The organism is Aliiroseovarius sp. (assembly GCF_965228805.1).
Lineage (GTDB): Bacteria > Pseudomonadota > Alphaproteobacteria > Rhodobacterales > Rhodobacteraceae > JASBTN01.
This window is the reverse complement of the sequence record NZ_CBDDIE010000003.1, coordinates 2727142-2746188: the sequence shown is the minus strand read 5'-3', so window position 1 is coordinate 2746188 and position 19047 is coordinate 2727142. Positions and strand designations below refer to the sequence as shown.

General features: G+C 65.0%; 20 protein-coding genes. 5 read left to right on the top strand and 15 right to left on the bottom strand.

Translation table 11 applies throughout. The features are described from left to right. Positions 1–378 precede the first annotated feature (378 nt). Positions 379–1035, top strand: coding sequence for a pseudouridine synthase (locus ACO07D_RS14500; RefSeq protein ID WP_421703658.1), 657 nt, complete (start codon positions 379–381; stop codon positions 1033–1035). Between the two features lie 237 nt (positions 1036–1272). Here the strand turns inward: ACO07D_RS14500 and ACO07D_RS14495 are convergent, their stop codons facing one another. From ACO07D_RS14495 to ACO07D_RS14485, 3 genes are all read right to left on the bottom strand, one after another. Beyond that, positions 1273–2715, bottom strand: coding sequence for an NAD(P)(+) transhydrogenase (Re/Si-specific) subunit beta (locus ACO07D_RS14495; RefSeq protein WP_421703657.1), 1443 nt, complete (start codon positions 2713–2715; stop codon positions 1273–1275). Between the two features lie 13 nt (positions 2716–2728). Next, positions 2729–4303: a Re/Si-specific NAD(P)(+) transhydrogenase subunit alpha gene (locus ACO07D_RS14490; protein WP_421703656.1), complete on the bottom strand. Its 1575-nt coding sequence runs from the start codon at positions 4301–4303 to the stop codon at positions 2729–2731. 179 nt (positions 4304–4482) lie between these two features. Next, a complete protein-coding gene (locus ACO07D_RS14485; protein ID WP_421703655.1) occupies positions 4483–4944 on the bottom strand; it encodes a methyltransferase family protein in 462 nt (153 codons plus the stop codon). 158 nt (positions 4945–5102) lie between these two features. Here ACO07D_RS14485 and kynU point away from each other — a divergent pair, with 158 nt between their 5' ends. After that, on the top strand, positions 5103–6293 hold the full coding sequence (kynU, locus tag ACO07D_RS14480; RefSeq protein ID WP_421703654.1) for a kynureninase: 1191 nt from the start codon (positions 5103–5105) through the stop codon (positions 6291–6293). A gap of 171 nt (positions 6294–6464) precedes the next feature. Here kynU and ACO07D_RS14475 read toward each other — a convergent pair whose 3' ends face one another. The 3 genes from ACO07D_RS14475 to dusA are packed head-to-tail and all read right to left on the bottom strand — an operon-like array spanning position 6465 to position 9070. Further along, positions 6465–7232, bottom strand: a complete 768-nt coding sequence (locus ACO07D_RS14475) for a hypothetical protein (protein ID WP_421703653.1) — start codon at positions 7230–7232, stop codon at positions 6465–6467. Then, entirely contained in the window at positions 7226–8050 is an 825-nt protein-coding gene (locus tag ACO07D_RS14470) for a sulfite exporter TauE/SafE family protein (RefSeq protein WP_421703652.1), read from the bottom strand. The genes ACO07D_RS14475 and ACO07D_RS14470 overlap by 7 nt, the downstream gene beginning before the upstream one ends. A 48-nt stretch (positions 8051–8098) precedes the next feature. Continuing rightward, positions 8099–9070: a tRNA dihydrouridine(20/20a) synthase DusA gene (gene dusA, locus ACO07D_RS14465; protein ID WP_421705036.1), complete on the bottom strand. Its 972-nt coding sequence runs from the start codon at positions 9068–9070 to the stop codon at positions 8099–8101. A 236-nt stretch (positions 9071–9306) separates the two neighbouring features. On the opposite strand from dusA, the gene ACO07D_RS14460 reads away from it, so the two are divergent. The 3 genes from ACO07D_RS14460 to maiA are packed head-to-tail and all read left to right on the top strand — an operon-like array spanning position 9307 to position 11470. Beyond that, on the top strand, positions 9307–9570 hold the full coding sequence (locus tag ACO07D_RS14460) for a metal-sensing transcriptional repressor (RefSeq protein ID WP_421703651.1): 264 nt from the start codon (positions 9307–9309) through the stop codon (positions 9568–9570). A 6-nt stretch (positions 9571–9576) separates the two neighbouring features. Continuing rightward, positions 9577–10776, top strand: a complete 1200-nt coding sequence (locus tag ACO07D_RS14455) for an MFS transporter (protein WP_421703650.1) — start codon at positions 9577–9579, stop codon at positions 10774–10776. A gap of 58 nt (positions 10777–10834) precedes the next feature. Then, a complete protein-coding gene (gene maiA, locus ACO07D_RS14450) occupies positions 10835–11470 on the top strand; it encodes a maleylacetoacetate isomerase (protein ID WP_421703649.1) in 636 nt (211 codons plus the stop codon). A gap of 55 nt (positions 11471–11525) precedes the next feature. Here maiA and ACO07D_RS14445 read toward each other — a convergent pair whose 3' ends face one another. The 9 genes from ACO07D_RS14445 to ACO07D_RS14405 all read right to left on the bottom strand — a co-directional run bounded on the left by ACO07D_RS14445 (position 11526) and on the right by ACO07D_RS14405 (position 19007). Beyond that, entirely contained in the window at positions 11526–12293 is a 768-nt protein-coding gene (locus tag ACO07D_RS14445) for an SDR family NAD(P)-dependent oxidoreductase (RefSeq protein ID WP_421703648.1), read from the bottom strand. A gap of 74 nt (positions 12294–12367) precedes the next feature. Continuing rightward, entirely contained in the window at positions 12368–14122 is a 1755-nt protein-coding gene (locus ACO07D_RS14440) for a SulP family inorganic anion transporter (protein WP_421703647.1), read from the bottom strand. Beyond that, positions 14119–14469, bottom strand: coding sequence for a beta-lactamase hydrolase domain-containing protein (locus ACO07D_RS14435; protein WP_421703646.1), 351 nt, complete (start codon positions 14467–14469; stop codon positions 14119–14121). The genes ACO07D_RS14440 and ACO07D_RS14435 overlap by 4 nt, the downstream gene beginning before the upstream one ends. Continuing rightward, positions 14466–15353 carry an MBL fold metallo-hydrolase gene (locus ACO07D_RS14430; protein ID WP_421703645.1) on the bottom strand — a complete coding sequence of 296 codons (888 nt, stop codon included), beginning with the start codon at positions 15351–15353 and terminating at the stop codon, positions 14466–14468. The genes ACO07D_RS14435 and ACO07D_RS14430 overlap by 4 nt, the downstream gene beginning before the upstream one ends. Positions 15354–15361: 8 nt before the next feature. After that, complete coding sequence (locus tag ACO07D_RS14425; protein ID WP_421703644.1) at positions 15362–15811, bottom strand: DUF6691 family protein; 450 nt, start codon at positions 15809–15811, stop codon at positions 15362–15364. 4 nt (positions 15812–15815) lie between these two features. Further along, positions 15816–16238, bottom strand: coding sequence for a YeeE/YedE family protein (locus ACO07D_RS14420; RefSeq protein WP_421703643.1), 423 nt, complete (start codon positions 16236–16238; stop codon positions 15816–15818). 235 nt (positions 16239–16473) lie between these two features. Next, positions 16474–16920, bottom strand: coding sequence for a DUF302 domain-containing protein (locus tag ACO07D_RS14415; protein WP_421703642.1), 447 nt, complete (start codon positions 16918–16920; stop codon positions 16474–16476). 58 nt (positions 16921–16978) lie between these two features. Beyond that, a complete protein-coding gene (locus ACO07D_RS14410) occupies positions 16979–18253 on the bottom strand; it encodes an FCSD flavin-binding domain-containing protein (RefSeq protein WP_421703641.1) in 1275 nt (424 codons plus the stop codon). Positions 18254–18299: 46 nt separating this feature from the next. Continuing rightward, on the bottom strand, positions 18300–19007 hold the full coding sequence (locus ACO07D_RS14405; RefSeq protein ID WP_421703640.1) for a c-type cytochrome: 708 nt from the start codon (positions 19005–19007) through the stop codon (positions 18300–18302). Positions 19008–19047: the final 40 nt, after the last annotated feature.

Genomic DNA, 19047 nt, shown 5'->3' with positions numbered 1-19047 from the left:
TCTGACAGCTCGCTCGCCACGCTAGCCCTTCGCTCCTCCAGCCCTTCCAAGGGCGTACCTTGTTCTTGACCGTTATGCCCGGGCTCCGGCCGTTCATCGAACCGCATATTCATCCAACACGTTAAACGACGCCCGGCAAGGAGTATCGCGACGAGCCCGAAGGCAGCAAGGAAAGCCCCGCTTTCAAGAAGGCAAACAAAAGGAACTGCAAAACCAGAATTGCCCATGGCAAGGACATATGCCGCATCAGCCGGGTTTCAACGCCGAGAAAACCCGCTTTACCCAAGCCCGTCTTTGGCGGATGCGGGTTGGTGGGCGGGCGGGGCAGCCGACAAAGACGGGCTTGGCCCGCGCCGCCCACCGCGTTAAGCCCATGGCATGACCCGTCTGATCCAGTTCAACAAACCCTTCGGCGTGCTGCCGCAGTTCACCGACCGCAAAAGCCCAACCGAGCGGCCTACCCTGTCGCTCTATATCGACCTGCCCGGTGTCTACCCAGCGGGGCGGCTGGATCGCGACAGCGAGGGGTTGATGTTGCTGACAGATGACGGCGGGTTGCAGGCCAAGATCGCCCATCCGAAGAACAAGATGGAAAAGACTTACTGGGTGCAGGTCGAAGGTGATCCGACGGGGCGGGACCTGGAGCCTCTGCGCAAGGGGTTGCAACTGAATGACGGGCCGACCCGCCCGGCCCAGGCCCGGCTGATCGAGGCGCCGAAGCTCTGGGAACGCGAGCCGCCGGTGCGGTTTCGCAAGTCCGTGCCGGACCGGTGGATTGAGGTCGTCATCTCCGAAGGTCGCAACCGCCAGGTGCGGCGCATGACGGCGGCCATCGGGTTGCCAACCCTGCGGCTGGTGCGGGTGGGGATCGGGCCCTGGCGGCTGGGCAACCTGCATCCGGGGGAATGGCAGGATGCACCGATGCACCGGGTACCACCTGCGGGCATTACGCCCAAGGTCCGCCCGGAACGCACCCCCGGCGAGAAACCTGGCCGTCCCCGCAAACCGCGAAAGCCGCGCACGCCCAAGAGCTGACAGGACACGGGTAAGGCTGGACGCCCGCCGGGGGCTTTGCCCCCGGCCACCGACAGCAAGATTATTTCAAATAATCTTCGCCAACGCTGGAGGCCGCGCTGCGCGCGGCCTGGTCAAAGCCCAGCACGGGCTTCGACCTCTACGCCTCGCAACCGCAAGGAAAAAGGGCGCCCCGTGGAGCGCCCTTTTCGAAGTCTGTATCATTGATCTCAACCGATCGTCACACCAAAGGTATGCTCAGTCGATCATCGTCAGCAGCGTGTCCAGCGACTGTTTGGCGTCGCCGTAGAACATGCGGGTGTTCTCCTTGAAGAACAGCGGGTTCTCGATGCCCGAGTAACCGGCGCCCTGACCGCGTTTCGACACGAAGACCTGCTTGGCCTTCCAGCATTCCAGCACCGGCATGCCGGCGATGGGGCTGTTCGGGTCGTCCTGCGCGGCCGGGTTCACGATGTCGTTCGAGCCGATGACGATGGCGACATCCGTCTCCGGGAAGTCCTCGTTGATTTCATCCATCTCCATCACGATGTCATAGGGCACCTTGGCCTCGGCCAGGAGCACGTTCATGTGCCCGGGCAGACGGCCCGCCACCGGGTGGATGGCAAAGCGCACATTCTTGCCCTTGGCGCGCAGGCGACGGGTCAGCTCCGCCACGTTCTGCTGCGCCTGGGCCACGGCCATGCCGTAGCCGGGGATGATGATGACACTGTCGGCGTCTTCCAGCGTGGCGGCCACGCCTTCGGCGTCGATGGCGATCTGTTCGCCCTCGATCTCCATCGCCGGGCCCGCGGTGCCGCCGAAGCCGCCCAGGATCACCGAGATGAACGACCGGTTCATCGCCTTGCACATGATGTAGGACAGGATCGCACCGGACGAACCCACCAGCGCACCGACCACGATCAGAAGGTCATTGCCCAGCGAGAAGCCGATCGCGGCCGCGGCCCAGCCCGAGTAGCTGTTCAGCATCGACACGACCACCGGCATGTCGGCGCCGCCGATACCCATGATCAGGTGATAGCCGATGAACAGCGCCGCGATGGTCAGGATCAGCAGCGGGAACATTGCGCCCGAGTTCAGGTACCAGATCAGGCAGATCAGCGACAGGATCGCCGCACCGGCGTTCAGCGCGTGACCACCGGGCAGCTTGGTTGCCGCCGAAGTGACCTTGCCCGACAGCTTGCCATAGGCAATCACCGAACCGGTGAAGGTCACAGCACCGATCCAGACGCCCAGCGACAGCTCGACATAGAGAATGCCGATCTCAACCGAGGTTTTCTTGGCGATGAGCTTGCCGAAAGCGCCCAGCTCCTTCACCGCATCGGGACCGGCGGCCAGAGCCTCGGCCGCGTTGATGATCTCGAAATGCGCATTGAAGCCGACGAAGACCGCCGCCAGACCGACCAGGGCGTGCATGCCCGCGACCAATTCCGGCATCTGGGTCATCTCGACCTTGGAGGCCAGTTGGTAGCCGATGACGCCGCCCGCCGCGATCAGCGGAATGGACAGCCACCACAGGCCGGCACCGGGGCCGATCAGCGTGGCGGCAACCGCCAGCGCCATGCCGGTGATGCCGTACCACACGGCACGTTTGGCGCTTTCCTGGCCCGACAGGCCGCCCAGCGACAGGATGAACAGAACAGCTGCAACCACATAGGCTGCCGTCGTGAAACCGAATTCCATTGCAGGGCCCCCCTTACGACTTCTGGAACATGGCGAGCATGCGCCGGGTGACAAGGAAACCGCCGAAGATGTTGATCCCGGCGAAGAACACCGAGATTGCGGCGAGCAGGATCACCAGGAAGCTCCCGGATCCGATCTGCAGAACGGCGCCCAGGATGATGATCGACGAAATGGCGTTGGTCACGGCCATCAGCGGGGTGTGCAGCGAATGCGAGACGTTCCAGATCACCTGGAAGCCCACAAACACCGCCAGCACGAAGACGATGAAGTGCTGCATGAAGCTGGCAGGCGCCACCAGGCCCACGCCCAGCAGCAGGATCGCGCCGACGCCCAGCAGGGTCACCTGCTGCTTGGTCTGCGCCTTGAACTCGGCCACTTCCTGCGCGCGTTTCTCTTCCGCCGTCAGCTCTTTCGGAGCTTCCTTCTGCGGCTGCGCGGCAATCGCCTGGATTTTCGGCGGCGGCGGCGGGAAGGTGATCTCACCCTCGTAGGTCACCGTGGCGCCGCGGATCACGTCGTCTTCCATGTCATGGTTGACCTGACCGTCCTTCTCGGGCGTCAGATCGGCCATCATGTGACGGATGTTGTTGGCGTAGAGGCTGGACGACTGGGCGGCCATGCGCGACGGGAAGTCGGTGTAGCCGACGATGGTCACGCCGTTCTTGGTCACGACCTTCTCGTCCTTGACGGTGCCCTCGACATTACCGCCACGTTCTGCCGCCAGGTCGACGATGACCGAGCCGGGCTTCATCGCCGCGACCATGTCCTCGGTCCACAGCTTGGGGGCCGGGCGGTTCGGGATCAGGGCGGTGGTGATGACGATGTCGACTTCCGGGGCCAGCTCGCGGAATTTGGCCAGCTGTGCGTTGCGGAATTCTTCCGACTGGACCGAGGCATAACCGCCGGTGGAGGCACCATCCTGCTGCTCTTCCTCAAAATCCAGATAGACGAACTCGGCGCCCATGCTTTCGACCTGTTCGGCCACTTCGGGGCGTACGTCGAAGGCCAGCGTAATGGCGCCCAGCGAGGTCGAGGTGCCGATCGCGGCCAGACCGGCCACACCGGCGCCGACCACCAGCACCTTGGCGGGGGGCACTTTACCGGCGGCAGTCACCTGACCGGTGAAGAACCGGCCGAAGTTGTTGCCCGCTTCGATCACGGCACGGTAGCCCGCGATGTTCGCCATCGAGGACAGCGCGTCCATCTTCTGGGCGCGCGAGATACGGGGCACCATTTCCATGGCGATCACGTTGGCACCGGAGGCCTTGGCCTTCTCCATGCCCGCTTCGTTGCCGCCCGGGTTGAAGAAGCTGATCAGGGTCTGGCCCTTGCGCAGACGCTTCATCTCCGTGTCATTGGGCTCGCGCACCTTGGCAACGATGTCGGCCGCTTTCCACAGCGCGGCGGCGGTCTTGACCACCTCGACACCGGCCTCCTTATAGAGCGCATCGGCGAAGCCGGCGTTTTCGCCCGCCTTCGTTTCGATCACGCACTCATAGCCAAGCTTCTGAAGCAACTTGGCCGAGTCCGGCGTCATCGCGACGCGGTTCTCGCCCTCGAAAACTTCCTTGGGTACACCGATTTTCACGTGTCTCTCCCTTTCTCCCGTTCAGCACAACCGGGGCGGGGAATCCCCTCCCTGGCCATGGTTTCAGATTTCCTATACGCGACGTGTGGTGTATTGCCACCCCATGACGCAACGTTGCGACCTTTTTTCGCGCGTTTTCGACATTTCCTTACCCAATCGGGACATTTTCTTGCGCCCTGTCACAGCCAACGCCGCACTTTGCTTGCCCATTCGATGAATTCGTCGCCGAATTGCGCGATCAGCCCGGCCTCTTCGCCCAGAATGAAGCGACGCGTGATGAGGGCCGCGAAGGCGGGCACCAGCGGCAGGGCCACCAAAACGTCCCAGTGCAGGATCAACCCGACCAGCACCATGGCATCCCCCAGGTAGATCGGGTTGCGCGTCAGCCGGTAGATGCCGCGTTTCAGAAACGCCGTGGGCACCTGGCGCGGAATGACGCTGGTGCGGGCGCGCAGGAACTCCCAAAACGCCAAGCCCATTGCCCCCAGGCCCAGCGCGATCAGCCCGTCGCCAACAAGGCGGCTCCAGCCCCAGCCAAAACCGAGGCCGGGGACGAGAGCATCCAGCCCCCAGGCCGCGCCCGCTGAAAGCGCAAGCCAGCCTGGCGGAATGTCAATCCAGCGTAGGAGTGTTTTCAACATGCTGTCCCTGTTTGCAGTTGCAGCATCATTACCATCGCCGGGACAAAGGCAAGATGTTTGCGCCAACCCGCCCCTTGCCCCCATGCGTCAGGCCGCTACCGTGGCCCGCGACATGGGGCCACTCTGCTTCCCGCCCCGCACAGTTGAAAGGATCCCGCATGGACTTCGCCGCCACCAAAGCGCTCTTCGATCTGCCCCCGGGCATGGTCTATCTGGACGGCAACTCGCTGGGTCCCCTCCCCCGATCCGCGGCGGCACGGGTGGCCCGGACCGTGACCGAGGAATGGGGCATGATGCTGATCACCGCCTGGAACCACGCTGGCTGGATGGCGCAGCCCACAGCGTTGGGGGATCGCATCGGGCGGCTGGTCGGGGCCGAACCCGGCGCCATCACCACCGGCGACACGCTGTCGGTCAAGGTCTACCAGGCGCTGGCCGCTGCCCTGTCGATGCGGCCAGATCGCCGCGTGATCCTGTCGGACAGGGGCAACTTCCCCTCGGACCTCTACATGGCGCAGGGGTTGGCGCGGTCGCTGGGCCATGGGCATGAGCTGGTAACGGTGTCCCCCGAGGACGTGGCCGGGCGCATCGGCCCGGATGTGGCGGTTCTGATGCTGACCGAAGTCGACTATCGCACCGGGCGCCGCCATGACATGCCCGCGTTGATCAAAGCCGCACACGACGCCGGCGCGCTGGTAATCTGGGACCTGGCCCATTCGGCCGGCGCCCTGCCGGTGGACCTGGCTGGCGCGGGCGCGGATTTCGCCTGCGGCTGCACCTACAAGTTCCTCAACGCAGGCCCCGGCGCGCCCGCCTTCATCTATGTCGCGCCCCGCCACCAGGGCGCGGTCGCCCCGGCCCTGTCGGGCTGGCTGGGCCACGAGGCACCATTTGCCTTCGACCGCGATTACCGCCCCGGCATGGGCATTGAACGCATGCGCGTGGGCACGCCACCGGTATTGCAGATGGCCGCGCTGGATGCGGCGCTGGAGATCTGGGACCAGGTCGACATGCAGGCGCTGCGGGCGCGGTCCATCGACCTGTCCGAGCGGTTCATCGCCGGGGTCGAAGCCACCTGCCCCGATCTGCGCATGGCCTCTCCGCGCGATCCCAACCAGCGCGGCAGCCAGGTCTCGTTCCACTTCGAGGAGGGCTATGCCGCCATGCAGGCCCTGATCGCACGGGGCGTGGTGGGCGATTTCCGCGCGCCGGACATCATGCGCTTTGGCATTACGCCGCTTTTCATCGACGAGGGCGACATCGACCGGGCGGTTGCGGTCATGGCCGAGGTCATGGGCGAGCGCCTGTGGGACCGGGCGGAGTACAAGACACGGTCGGCGGTGACCTGAGGCAGTGCAGGGCGCGTCCTGCGGCACCGAGCGAAGCGAGGCAACCGCCCCGCAGGTGCAAAATTATTTGAAATAATTTTCGGGGCGCTGGTGGCCCGGCTGCGCCGGGCAGGCGTGTCTGCGCGCAGACACGCGGCCTTCGGCGAAGGCATTTGAAGCAAGAAAAAGAGGTCAGAGCCAGTCCGAAACCCCGCCGGGCAGTTCCGGGCGGAAATAGGCGATCATGCGGCCTTCGGGGCCGGCGGTGAGCCCCTCTGCCCAGGGCGCCACCCCGTGCAGGGCGTGGCGGTGCAGCACATAGGCCTCGCCGGGCCTGGCCACCAGTTCGATGCGCGGGCAGGTTGCGAAGACCTCACGCCGGGCGGCCTGATAGGCGTCGGTCACGTCATGGGTCTTCATGTCCTCGAGCGCCACGCCTGCGAAAGCCTCACGAAAGGCTGCCCGCATGATCCGGTGGCTGCCTTCCCAGAGCACGAAGGGGCTGGCGGGCGTGTCGGTCAGGGGTACGCCCAGCAGCCAGGCATGCGCCTCGTCCACCTGGCGGCGGCGGTCGGGCCCGAAGGGTTTCAGCCCGTCCACATGGGCGCTGTCGCGCCGGGCACGGTAGCGGTGGGCAGCTTCGGTCTCCTCGGCGCCGCGACGCGGGTAGCCCGGGAACATGGTCGAAAGCTGCGCCTGGTCCAGCGGCAGGTCGGCGAGGCCGCGGGCGAAAGCCATCGCGGCGCCCTCCAGCACCGGGCCATCCGCAACGCGCCCCTGCCCGTCATTGTCGAGCGCATTGACCCCGACGAACCAGGTGTCATCGCAGCGCCACCAGCCCGCATGGGCCGGGTCCTTCTGCGCGGCGATGGCAAGGGGGCGCACGTGGTCCACCCAGGCCATGACCGCCGGATCGAAACCGAACTTCACCCAGCCCGTGGCATCAAAATCGCTTACCATCCCAGGGCCTTTCTAAGCATGTTCAGCGCGACCAGGGTCAGAAACACCGCAAAGACACGCCGCAGCGGTTTCGGGTCCATCGCATGGGCCAGCCGCGCGCCATAGGGCGTGGTGATCAGGGTCATGGCAATGGTCACGGCAAAGGCGGGCAGGTTCACGGCGCCAATGGACCAGGGCAGGCGGGCAGCATCTGCAATGGGCAGGATCAGAAAGCCGATGACCGAGGGCACGGCGATGATCACACCAAATCCTGCGGCCGTCGCCACGGCGCGGTGAATGGCTTGGCCGTAAAGGCTCATCAACGGTACGCCAAAGGACCCGCCGCCAATGCCCATCAGCACCGATAGAAACCCCAGAACCGGAGACAGAACGGCGCGGCGCAGCCCACCCGGCATCCCCTCTCCCAACCGCCAATCCTCGCGCCCGAGGCCCAGATATGCGCCGATCACCAGGCCCAACACACCGAACACGCCCTGCAACACGACCGAGCGCAACCCGGCCGCCACTGCCACACCGATCAACGCGCCCAGCGCGATGCCCGGCGCCCAGGCGCGCAGGATGGCCCAGTCGACCGCGCCCCTTCGGTTGTGGCTCTGCACCGAGCGCAGTGAGGTCACGATGATCGTCGCGAGCGAGGTGCCCAGGCAAATCTGCATCAGTTGATCGGAGCCATAGCCCAGCGCGGAAAAGGCATAGAAGAACGCGGGCACCAGGATAATGCCGCCGCCAACCCCCAACAGCCCGGCCATCACACCGGCGAATGCGCCGATCCCCATCAGCAGCGCCAGCATCGGCAAAAGGGTGGACATGTCAGGCATTTGCGGGCTCCCGGCTTTGCCCCTTCCTAGCGGATTTGCGACGAGGCGTCAGCCCTCAACGGGAACGGCCGAGGCGCTGGTCTCGGGCACCGCTGCCAGCGCCTCGTGCACCAACGGAATGCCCGCGCCGGGCTTCGTCGCGCCCTCGGACAGGATGCGCCGCCAGGCCCGTGCGCCGGGGCGCCCGGCGAACAGGCCCAGCATATGCCGGGTGATCGAATGCAAGCGAATGCCTTCGGCCAGGCGGGCCTCGACATAGGGCATCATTTCCTCGGCCACCTGATGGGCAGTCTTCGGCGCATGGGAGGCCCCATAGATACGCTGATCCGCCTCCAGCAGGATGTCGGCGGGCTGGTGATAGGCAGCGCGGCCGATCATCACCCCGTCCATGTGTTCCAGATGCGCCTGCGCCTCATCCAGCGAGTTAACGCCGCCGTTAATCGACAGGTGCAGATCCGGGAACTCCGCCTTCATGCGATGCACCAGAGGATAGTCCAGCGGCGGGATATCGCGGTTTTCCTTCGGGCTCAGCCCCTGCAACCAGGCTTTGCGGGCATGCACGGCGATCCGCGTCACCCCGGCGCCGCGCATCTTGTCCAAAAAGTCGGGCAGCACCTCCTCCGCCTCTTGGTCATCGACACCGATGCGGCACTTGACCGTGACCTCGACACCGTCCGCCGCCTCGCCCATGGCCGACACGCAATCCGCAACCAGCCCGGGCGTCTTCATCAGCACGGCACCAAAGGTGCCCGACTGCACCCGGTCCGAGGGGCAGCCGACATTCAGGTTGACCTCGTCATAGCCGCGTTCGACGCAAAGCCGCGTGGCCGCCGCCAGTTCCGCCGGGTCCGAGCCGCCCAGCTGCACCGCCACCGGATGTTCCTCGGCGTTGAAGTCGAGCAGATGCACCGCGCCGCCGCGCACCAGGGCGGGCGCCGTCACCATCTCGGTATAAAACAGCGTCTCGCGGGTCATCAGCCGGTGGAAATACCGGCAATGACGGTCGGTCCAGTCCATCATGGGCGCCACGGACAGGCGGGCGGCTTGGCGGATCTTGTCGGTCACCCGGGGGCTCCTTGGGCTGTGGTCACAGGGGTCGTGGTCCGCCCGCGCCGCCCAGACGGCGAATCGAGCGCGGGGTGGTTTAACATATCGGGGCGGAACACGCAGGGCATCGGTGAAATTCGCCATGGTGAGGCTGGATGTCGCGAGGGCCGTTGCTTGCAATATCCCCATGGGGGGGATAGGGATATTGCATGACCCATGATCATATCCATCAATCCCACCCACAGATCATCGCCCGGCTGAAACGGGCGCATGGACATCTGGCCAAGGTGCTGTCGATGCTTGAAGACGGCACGCCCTGTCCCGAGGTCGCTCAGCAGCTCTTTGCCGTGGAAAAGGCGATCACCAATGCCAAGCGGGTGCTGATCCACGACCATATCGACCATTGCCTGGACCCCGACGCCCCCGGCGGGGCCGATACCGACGGGTTCAAGCAGATCACCAAGTACCTGTGAGGCGCAATGATCGGCGTTCTTGGCAACCGCACCTATCGCCACCTGTTCGGCGCCCAAATGGTGGCGCTGACCGGTACGGGGCTGGCCACCGTCGCCCTGGGCCTTTTGGCCTATCACCTGGCCGGAGACCGCGCGGGCCTGGTGCTGGGCACCGCGCTGACCATCAAGATGGTGGCCTATGTGCTGGTGGCCCCCGTGGCCGCCGCCCTGGCCGAACGGCTCGACCGTCGGCGCATGCTGGTGGCGCTCGACCTGGTGCGGGCGGGCGTGGCGCTCTGCCTGCCCTTCGTGACCGAGGTCTGGCAGGTCTATGTACTGATCTTCCTGCTGCAATCGGCCTCGGCGGGGTTTACCCCGGCCTTTCAGGCCAGCATCCCGGACGTGCTGCCGGACGAAGATGACTATACAAGCGCCCTGTCGCTGTCGCGCCTGGCGATGGACATGGAAAGCCTGCTCAGCCCGATGCTGGCTGCAGCCCTGTTGACGCTGGTGAGTTTCGACAACCTGTTCTGGGGCACCGCCATGGGGTTCATGGCCTCTGCCGCGCTGGTCGTCTCGGTCGCCCTGCCCAGCCCGCGCCCAACCGCGCGGCGCGGCATCTATGACCGCACCACGCGTGGGCTGCGCCTTTATCTGGCCACACCGCGGCTGCGGGCCCTTCTGGCGCTGAACGGAGTGATTTCGTCCATCGGGGCGATGGTGATCGTGAACACGGTTGTGGTGGTGCGGGCCGATCTGGGTCTGGGCGAAAGCGCGGTGGCGCTGGCGCTGGCGGGGTTCGGCCTTGGCTCCATGTCGGCCGCCATGGGGCTGCCCCGGGTACTCAAGACGATCAGTGATCGACGGGTCATGCTGGCGGGCGGGGTCTTTGGCACCGCGACACTGGCCGGGATGGCGATGCTCTGGTCCGTCGGCCCCCTGCCTTTGGCAGGTCTGGCCCTTGGCTGGGCCGGGATCGGCATGGGCTATTCGGCCATGCTGACCCCCTCCGGGCGGCTCATCGCCCGGTCGGGCCCGCCCGAGGACCGCCCGGCCCTCTTCGCCGCACAGTTCACCCTGTCCCATGCCTGTTGGCTGGCCGCCTACCCGCTGGCGGGCGTGCTGATCACCGGGCTGGGCAGCGCCTGGGCAATGGGCACCCTGGCCCTGTCCGCGGCCCTCTGCCTGGCTGTTGCCTGGCGTATCTGGCCAAGAGGGGACACCTGACAGGCTTCCCCCCGCGCCCGGCCCGTGGCATGTTGCATCTGAAACGAACGGAGCGCGCATGCTGAAACTGCACAACTATTTCCGGTCCTCGACCTCGACCCGCCTGAGGGCGGCGCTGAAGGTCAAGGGGCTGGACTATGAATACCTGTCCTATGCCCTGTTGAAGGGGGAAAACCGGGGCGCGGATTACCTGGCCAAGAACCCTGCCGGGCTGGTCCCGTCCCTGGAGCTAGACGACGGCACCGTCCTGACCCAGTCCCTCGCCATCATCGAATGGCTGGAGGAGATGCATCCGCAGCCAGCCCTGCTGCCCGCCGATCCCATTGGCCGCGCCCGGGTGCGGTCGCTGTCCTACATGATCGCCTGCGAGGTGCATCCGCTGAACAACCTGCGGGTGTTGCAACATGTCGAAGGGCAGTTCGGCGGCGACAAGGCGGAATGGTTCCGCCACTGGGTCGGCGTCACCTTCGAGGCGCTGGAAGCGGCGCTGGCGGGCAGCTCGGACACCGGCGTCTACTGCCACGGCGACAGCCCGACCATGGCAGACCTCTGCCTCTACGCCCAGGTCTGGAACAACAAACGGTTCGAGGTCGACATGAGCCCCTACCCGACCGTGACCCGCATCTTCGAGGCACTGGACGCCCTGCCCGAGTTCGTCGCAGCCGCCCCGCCGAACCAGCCCGACGCTGTGTAAAAATCAAAAGGCCCGGGCATTGCCCGGGCCTCGTCATTTGGGGAAGGCTTTTGGCTCAGCGCGGCGCCATGCGGATCGCACCGTCCAAGCGGATCACCTCGCCGTTCAGCATCGAGTTCTCGACGATGTGGCGCGCCATGGCGGCGTATTCAGCGGGATCCCCCAGACGCGAGGGGAAAGGCACCTGCGCGCCCAGGCTGTCCTGAACCTCCTGCGGCAGTCCCTCAAGCAACGGGGTCTTGAACAGGCCCGGGGCGATGGTGACAACGCGCACGCCTTCGCGCGACAGGTCGCGGGCCATGGGCAGGGTCATGCCGACCACGCCGCCCTTCGACGCCGCATAGGCCAGCTGACCGATCTGACCGTCGAAGGCCGCGACCGAGGCAGTGTTCACGATCACGCCGCGTTCGCCATCGCTGGTCACCGGATCGGTCCCGACCATTCCCGCAGCCGCCTGGCTGGCACAGTTGAAGGTGCCGATCAGGTTCACACTGATCACCTTGGCAAACATCGCCGGATCATGCGGGCCATCGCGGGTGACAGTCTTGGAGGCCGGACCAATGCCCGCGCAGTTGACCATGACGCGCTCCTGCCCGTGCACGGCGCGCAGGGTCTTGAAGCCTTCCGCCACGCTGTCGGGGTTCGACACATCGACCTTGGCGAAAGCACCGCCCACTTCGGCGGCCATGGCCTGGCCTGCATCCTCGTTCAGGTCGAAAATGCCGACTTTGGCGCCCGCCGCCGCAAAGCCGCGCACGACCGCGCCGCCCAGGCCCGAGGCGCCGCCCGACACGACAACGGCGGTGTTTTCAGTGATCTGCATGGGTGTCCTCCCTCATCCGGTTGGGTTCGGACCTAGCAGGAATTGCACAAGCGTTCAATAAAACCCACTTCCTGTTACGCCACGTTCTCGCGCGTCTCTGGACAGCCATCCACCGGCCCCAGCGCGGCCTGGGCCATGTATTGGGTCAGGAAAACCTCGCCGGTCAACTCGGCCAGGAAATGGGTCCGCGACAGGCGGTCCATCACCGGGCCCTTGACCTCGGACAGGTGCAGGGTCACGCCCTCGTCGGCCAGCTGGCGGTTGATCTCCTCCAGCGCCTCCAACGCCGAGAGGTCAATTTCGTTCACCGCCGAACACATCAGCACGACATGGCGCACTCCGCCTTTTGCGACACGCTCCAGCAGGTAATCCTCGATAAAGCGGGAGTTCGCGAAATAAAGGTTCTCATCCAGCCGCAGCGTGACCAGCTCCGGGTGGGTCCAGACCTCATGCCGGTTGATATTGCGAAAATGCTGGGTGCCCGGGACCACGCCGACCTCGGCGATATGAGGCCGCGAGGTCTTGTAAAGGAACAGCGCAATGGACAGGATCACCCCTGCGGACACGCCGATTTCCACCCCAAACCCCAGCGTCAGCGCTATGGTTGCCGCTACGGCGATGAAATCCGCGCGGTGGTAGTCCCAGGTGCGTTTCAGGATACCCAGGTCCACCAGGCTCAGCACCGCAACGATGATCGTGGCGGCCAGTGTGGCCTTGGGCAGGAAATACAGAAGCGGTGTCAGGAACAGGGCCGCCAGTGCAATGCCGATTGCCGTGAAAGCGCCCGCCGCCGGGGTCTCGGCGCCCGCGTCGAAATTCACCACTGACCGGGCAAAGCCGCCGGTCACCGGATAACCACCCGAGATCGCCGCAGCCACGTTCGAGGCGCCCAGCCCCACCAGTTCCTGATCCGGCACGATGCGCTGACGCTTCTTCGCGGCCAGGGTCTGTGCCACCGACACGCTTTCGACGAAACCAATAATCGAAATCAGCAACGCCGAAGCAAAGAGCTGCCCCCAGAGCGCCATGTCGAAGCTGGGCAGGGTCAGGGGCGGCAGGCCCTTGGGCACCTCGCCGACAATGGCCACCCCCTTGCCCGCAAGGTCAAAGCCCCAGGACAGCAGCGTCGTGACCGCCACCGCCCCCACCGGCCCGGCCTTGGCCAGGTTGCCCGCCAGCCGCGGTGGCAGGCCTGCCGAGGTCAGCAAGGGTTTCAGCCCCTTGCGCACCCAGAACAGGAACGCTGCCGAGCCCGTTCCGATGGCGAGCGTGATCAGATTTGTCTGGCCGAGGTCGCCAATCAACCCGCCCAACATCGCCAGCAAGCTATGGCCGTTCGCCTCCACTCCCAGGATGTGTTTCAGCTGGCTTGCGGCAATCAGCAGGCCCGAAGCGGTGATGAACCCGGCAATCACCGGGTGGCTGAGGAAATTCGCCAGAAAACCCAGGCGAAACAGGCCCATGACCAGCAGGATCATCCCGGAAAGAAAAGCCAGCGTGATCGCCGCCAATGCGTAGTCCGCCGGGCTGTCCAACCCCAGCCCACCCACGGCCGCCGCCGTCATCAGGCTGACCACCGCCACCGGCCCGACCGCCAGAGCGCGCGAGGTGCCGAACAGCGCATAGGCCACCAGCGGCAGGATGGACGCATAAAGCCCCATTTGCGGCGGCAGACCGGCCAGCAGCGCATAGGCCAGGCTCTGCGGGATCAACATGATCGTCACGATCACCGCTGCCATCAGATCGGCCGAGGCCGCCTGCCCGTCATAACGGCGGCCCCAGTCAAGGATCGGGACATAGCGGCGCAGCGCCGTGGCGGAGATTTTCATCCAAGCGCCGCCTGATAGAGGATCTCACACCGTGCGCCGGAGCGGCAGAAGGCGAAGATCGGCCCGTCAACCTCGGAGAGCGCCATGCGAAACAGGTCCACCGCCTGCAGGGCCGAGGCCCGGTCGCTCATCGGGGCATAGCGCGCCTCGATCCCGGCGGCCTCACAGGCGGTGATGATCGCGCCCCAGTCGGGCTGGCCATATTCTTCATGTTCCGGCCGGTTCATCATCACGCAAGCAAACCCCGCCGCGGCAATTGCGGGCACATGGTCGGGCCTGATCTGCCCCGCCACGGTGACGCGGTCGTCCAGCGCCTTTACGTCCACATCTTCGAGCCCCGGGATCATAGCTTGTTCACCGGCACTTTCAGCATCGGATTGCCGTCGGGGTCCTCGGGCACATCGCCCGCGCGCATGTTGACCTGCAGGGACGGGATGATCAGGCGCGGCACGGCCAGCGTGGCATCGCGTTCGGTGCGAAAGCGCACGAACTCCTCGCGCGACTTGCCGCCGCCGACGTGGATGTTGCCTTCGCGTTCCTCGCCCACCGTCGTCTCCCAAGCAAAGTCGCGCTGGCCGTTCTGGCCGCCGTAATCGTGGCACATGAACAGCCGCGTCGCGTCTGGCAAGGTCAGCACCCGCTGGATCGAGTCGTAGAGCTGCCCGGCATCGCCCCCGGGGAAATCCGCCCGGGCCGAGCCTGAGTCGGGCATAAACAGCGTATCGCCAACAAAGGCCGCATCGCCCATGACATGCACCATGCAGGCGGGCGTGTGGCCGGGCGTGTGCATCGCCACGCAGGTCATCGTGCCGACCTGATAGGTGTCGCCATCGGTAAAGAGCGCGTCGAACTGGCTGCCATCGCGCTGGAATTCCGTGCCCTCGTTGAAGACCTTGCCGAAGGTCTCCTGCACCACGGTGATCTGGGCGCCGATGCCGATCCTGCCGCCCAGTTCCTGCTGAATATAGGGCGCCGCCGACAGGTGGTCCGCATGCACGTGGGTTTCGATCAACCATTCCAGCTGCAACCCATTTTCACGAATGTATTCAATGACCTTGTCGGCATTGTCATAAGTGATCCGCCCGGCGAAATAGTCGATGTCCATCACCGAATCCACCACCGCGCAGGCGTCGCTGCCCGGGTCCTTTACGACATAGGTGATCGTATTCGTCTCGGAGTCGAAAAAGGGCGTGACTTCGGGTTTGATCTCCAGGTTCGACGGATAGGACATGGGATGCCTCAGACGGTTGGGCCGGCGGTGCCGGGGTTGCGGGTGGCCGCGGATTGGATCAGCGCGCGGGCGATCAGCTGACCGGCGATCAGCGCAGCCATGAAGACCAGGACCGAAGGCGCGCCGGTCGATACGACCGGCAGCGCGCCGCCGGGGCAGAAACCGGTCACGCCCCAGCCGATGCCGAACACGGCCGAGCCGCCGATCAGCCGCGCGTCGATTACGCTGGACTTTGGCAGGTGAAAGCTGATGTCAAAAGCCGGTGCCGGGCGGCGCAGCACCAGGCGATAACCGATGAAGGTCACCACCAGAGCCCCGCCCATAACGAAGATCAGGCTGGGGTCCCAGGTTCCGGCAATGTCAAAGAAATTCAGCACCTTGGCCGGGTTGCCCATGCCGGACATGGAAATGCCGATGCCGAACATCAAACCAGCGGCGTAGAGGATCAGGTGTTTCATGCGCTTAGCCCCCCATACCATGGCGGATCACATAGACGGTGATCCCGGTGAACAGCATGAAGACCAGCGTGGCGGTGATCGACCGCGGTGACAGGCGCGCCATGCCACAGACCCCATGACCCGAGGTGCATCCGCTGCCGTATGTCACGCCCATGCCGACCACCAGCCCGCCGATGGCCATCACGCCCAGCCCCACGGTGGGCTGCACCACGGGCAAAGCGCCGGTGGCGAGTTTATAGACCCAGGGACCGCTGATCATGCCCGCCAGCAGGGTCAGCCGCCAGCCACGATCCGGGCCGGTGATGGCACCGGACAGGATGCCAGTCGCGCCAAAGACATTGCCGCGCGCCCACATCAGAAGGACGGCCGCCGCGCCGATCAGAAGGCCGCCGATCAGGGATGCATAGGGTGTAAATTCGGTTTCCATCGCTCTCCTTTCCGGGGCTGGAAGCGCCCCGCCTGTTCGCGCAAACAGTCTACCAGTCCGGGTGGGATGGGCCAAGGCGAATATTTGGAAGTCGTGATGATCGACTTCTAGCGTGGCGCCGCCCCGCAGCTACCCGCCGTACCACAGTAAAAAAAACCCGCGCGAGCCAGTCGCGCGGGTCAGTCAGGGAATGAAAACCATCAGGGTTTTCGCTCGGAAGAGCTCAGTTGTCTGATCAATTGTCGGAAGCTTCGCGGGCCAGTTGATCCAGCAGCGCCTGGACCTCCTGCATCTCGCCCTCGGGGTAGTTGCGGTAGCCGATCATCACCTTGCCCTCGCGCTCGGCGACGAAGATGCCATAGGGGCAATGGGCCAGGTTCATCGGGTTGGCTTCCATCACCTTGCGGCTCAACACGGCCGAGCAGAACAGGAAGATGTCGGCGGCCTCGAAGATCTTCACGTCCGAGCCGACATCCGCGCCAGTGCGGTTCAGCATCTCGCCGGTGTGGCTGACATAGTCGATCACCAAACCGGCGCCGACGATGGCGCTTTCCACGGCGAATGTGGCGTCCTCGAAGCTGCCGTCGAAGTCATAGGTGGTGGCCAGACCCGCGCCGTGGCCATCAGCGAAGGCCGGGGTGGTCAGGGCAGCAGCCGCAGCGGCCATCAGGAATTTACGCATCTTTTCAGATCCTTGTATGTGAGTAACGGGGCCTGCATGGCCCCGCCGATTTGCGGGTTCAGCCGAACATGTCCGAGGTGATGCCCTGGTACCAGCCAACGCTCTCCTCGAACGTGGCCTGGCGCAGCTCCGCATCCTCGCCGACCTGGCTGATGAAGCCGTCAACCTTGGCGATCTTCTCGTCCGTGGCCTCGTAGGAGGCGCCGACCTTGACCCCGTCACCCTCGTCAATCAGCGACCAGCAGGTGTTGGTGAACTTGGCCGGGAACAGTTTGGACCCGGTCAGGGCCGAGCGCACGGCCATCGCCGCGACCTTGGCCTGGCTGTTGGCCGCAAAGCCCGATTTCGGCATGTCGCCCTGGTTGGCAGCGTCGCCCAGCACGTGGATGTTCTCGTCCACGCGGGACTGCATCGTGTGGGGGATGACCGGGGCCCAGTTGCCTTCGGTAATGCCCGCCATGTCGCAGATGCGGCCCGCCTTCATCGCCGGGATCACGTTGCAGGCGTCGACCTTGGTCACCTCGCCGTCGATCGACACGGTCATTTCATCGGCGTTCACCTCGACATTGTTTCCGCCGAAATCCGGGCCGACCCATTCGATCATGCCGTCGTAATGGCGGCTCCAGCCGTCCTGGAACAGCGCCTGTTTCGAGAACTTCGGCTTCGGATCCGCGATCAGGATCTTCGCGGTCGGGTTCTTGTTCTTCAGGATATGCGCGATCATCGAGATACGTTCGTACGGCCCCGGCGGACAGCGAAACGGGTTCGGCGGCGCGACCATGGCGAAGGTGCCACCTTCGGGCATGGCTTCGACCTGGGCTTTCAGCAGCTCCGATTGCGAACCCGCCTTGTAGGCATGCGGCATCATGTTCTGCTTGGTCACGTCCCAGCCGGGCACGGCGCCGTCGACGAAGTCGATGCCGGGCGACAGGACCAGGCGGTCGTAGTTCAGCGTCGCGCCACCGGCGAGGCTCACGGTCTTCGCCTCGCGGTCGATGTTCACCGCCCAGTCATGCACCACGTTGATGCCGTACTCGGATGCAAGCTTGCCGTAGCTATGCGCGATCGACCCCAGCTCGCGGAAGCCCGCCATGTAGAGGTTAGAGAAGAAACAGGTGTAATAGGTGCGGGTGGGCTCGATCAGGGTGACGTCGATCTCGCCCTTCGAATCCTTGGCGATATAGCGCGCGCAGGTCGCCCCGCCTGCCCCACCGCCGATCACCACCACACGGGGTTTGCCCATGCCCGAGGCCTGTGCCATCGGCGCCGACAGGCTGGCTGCTGCTGCCGCGCCCGCCGTGGCGCCCAGAAATCCGCGTCTGTTCAGTTTCATGTCCCAAATCCTCCCGTGTTGGGCCTGCGGGCCGTGTTACGCTTGGTTATTCCACGGCCTCGAAATAAGCGGCCAGGGCCGCGATCTCTTCGTTTGAAAGACGCCCGGCCATCATCTGCATGACGGGATGCGGGCGGAATTTATCCTTGTAGGCATGCATGGCGATGACGAAATCCTCGGCGGGCCAGCCAATAATGCCGGGGATGCCGTCATTGTCGCCGCTGATCTGGTGGCAGCTGGTGCATTCCGAGCTCAGGTATTCGCCATATTCCGGGTCGCCCTGGATCGCCAGGATCTCCGGCGCGACGGAATGGTCGGTGCCGGTAATGGTGGGCGGCGCCTCGGGGATGTCGCCCGGGTTGTCCGAGTATTGGCGCAGGAAGGCCAGAAGGTCGGCGCGTTCCTGTTCGTCCTTCATGCCGCGATAGGCCATGCGCGTGTCCGAGGCGAAGGCCTTGGGGTTCTCGATATAGCGGTCCAGCAGGTCGAAATCCCAGACCAACCCCTTGCGCCCCATGCGGGCCAGACCGTTGGAGTATTTGAAATCCTCCTCGGCCCCCGCACGACGGCCGAAAACGCCGTTCAGATGCGGGCCGACACGATGCTTGGCCCCCTCGCCCACCGAGTGGCAGGACTTGCAGTCGTCGAACGCCTTTTGACCCCGTTCGGGGTCGCCGAATTCATTTGCACTGGCCGAGGTACACATGGCGGTTCCCATCAGAACCACCGCAACTGTCGCGCGAATCTTTCCCATGGGGAAAGTGTAGGGGTGCGACATTTTATCCGCAATAATA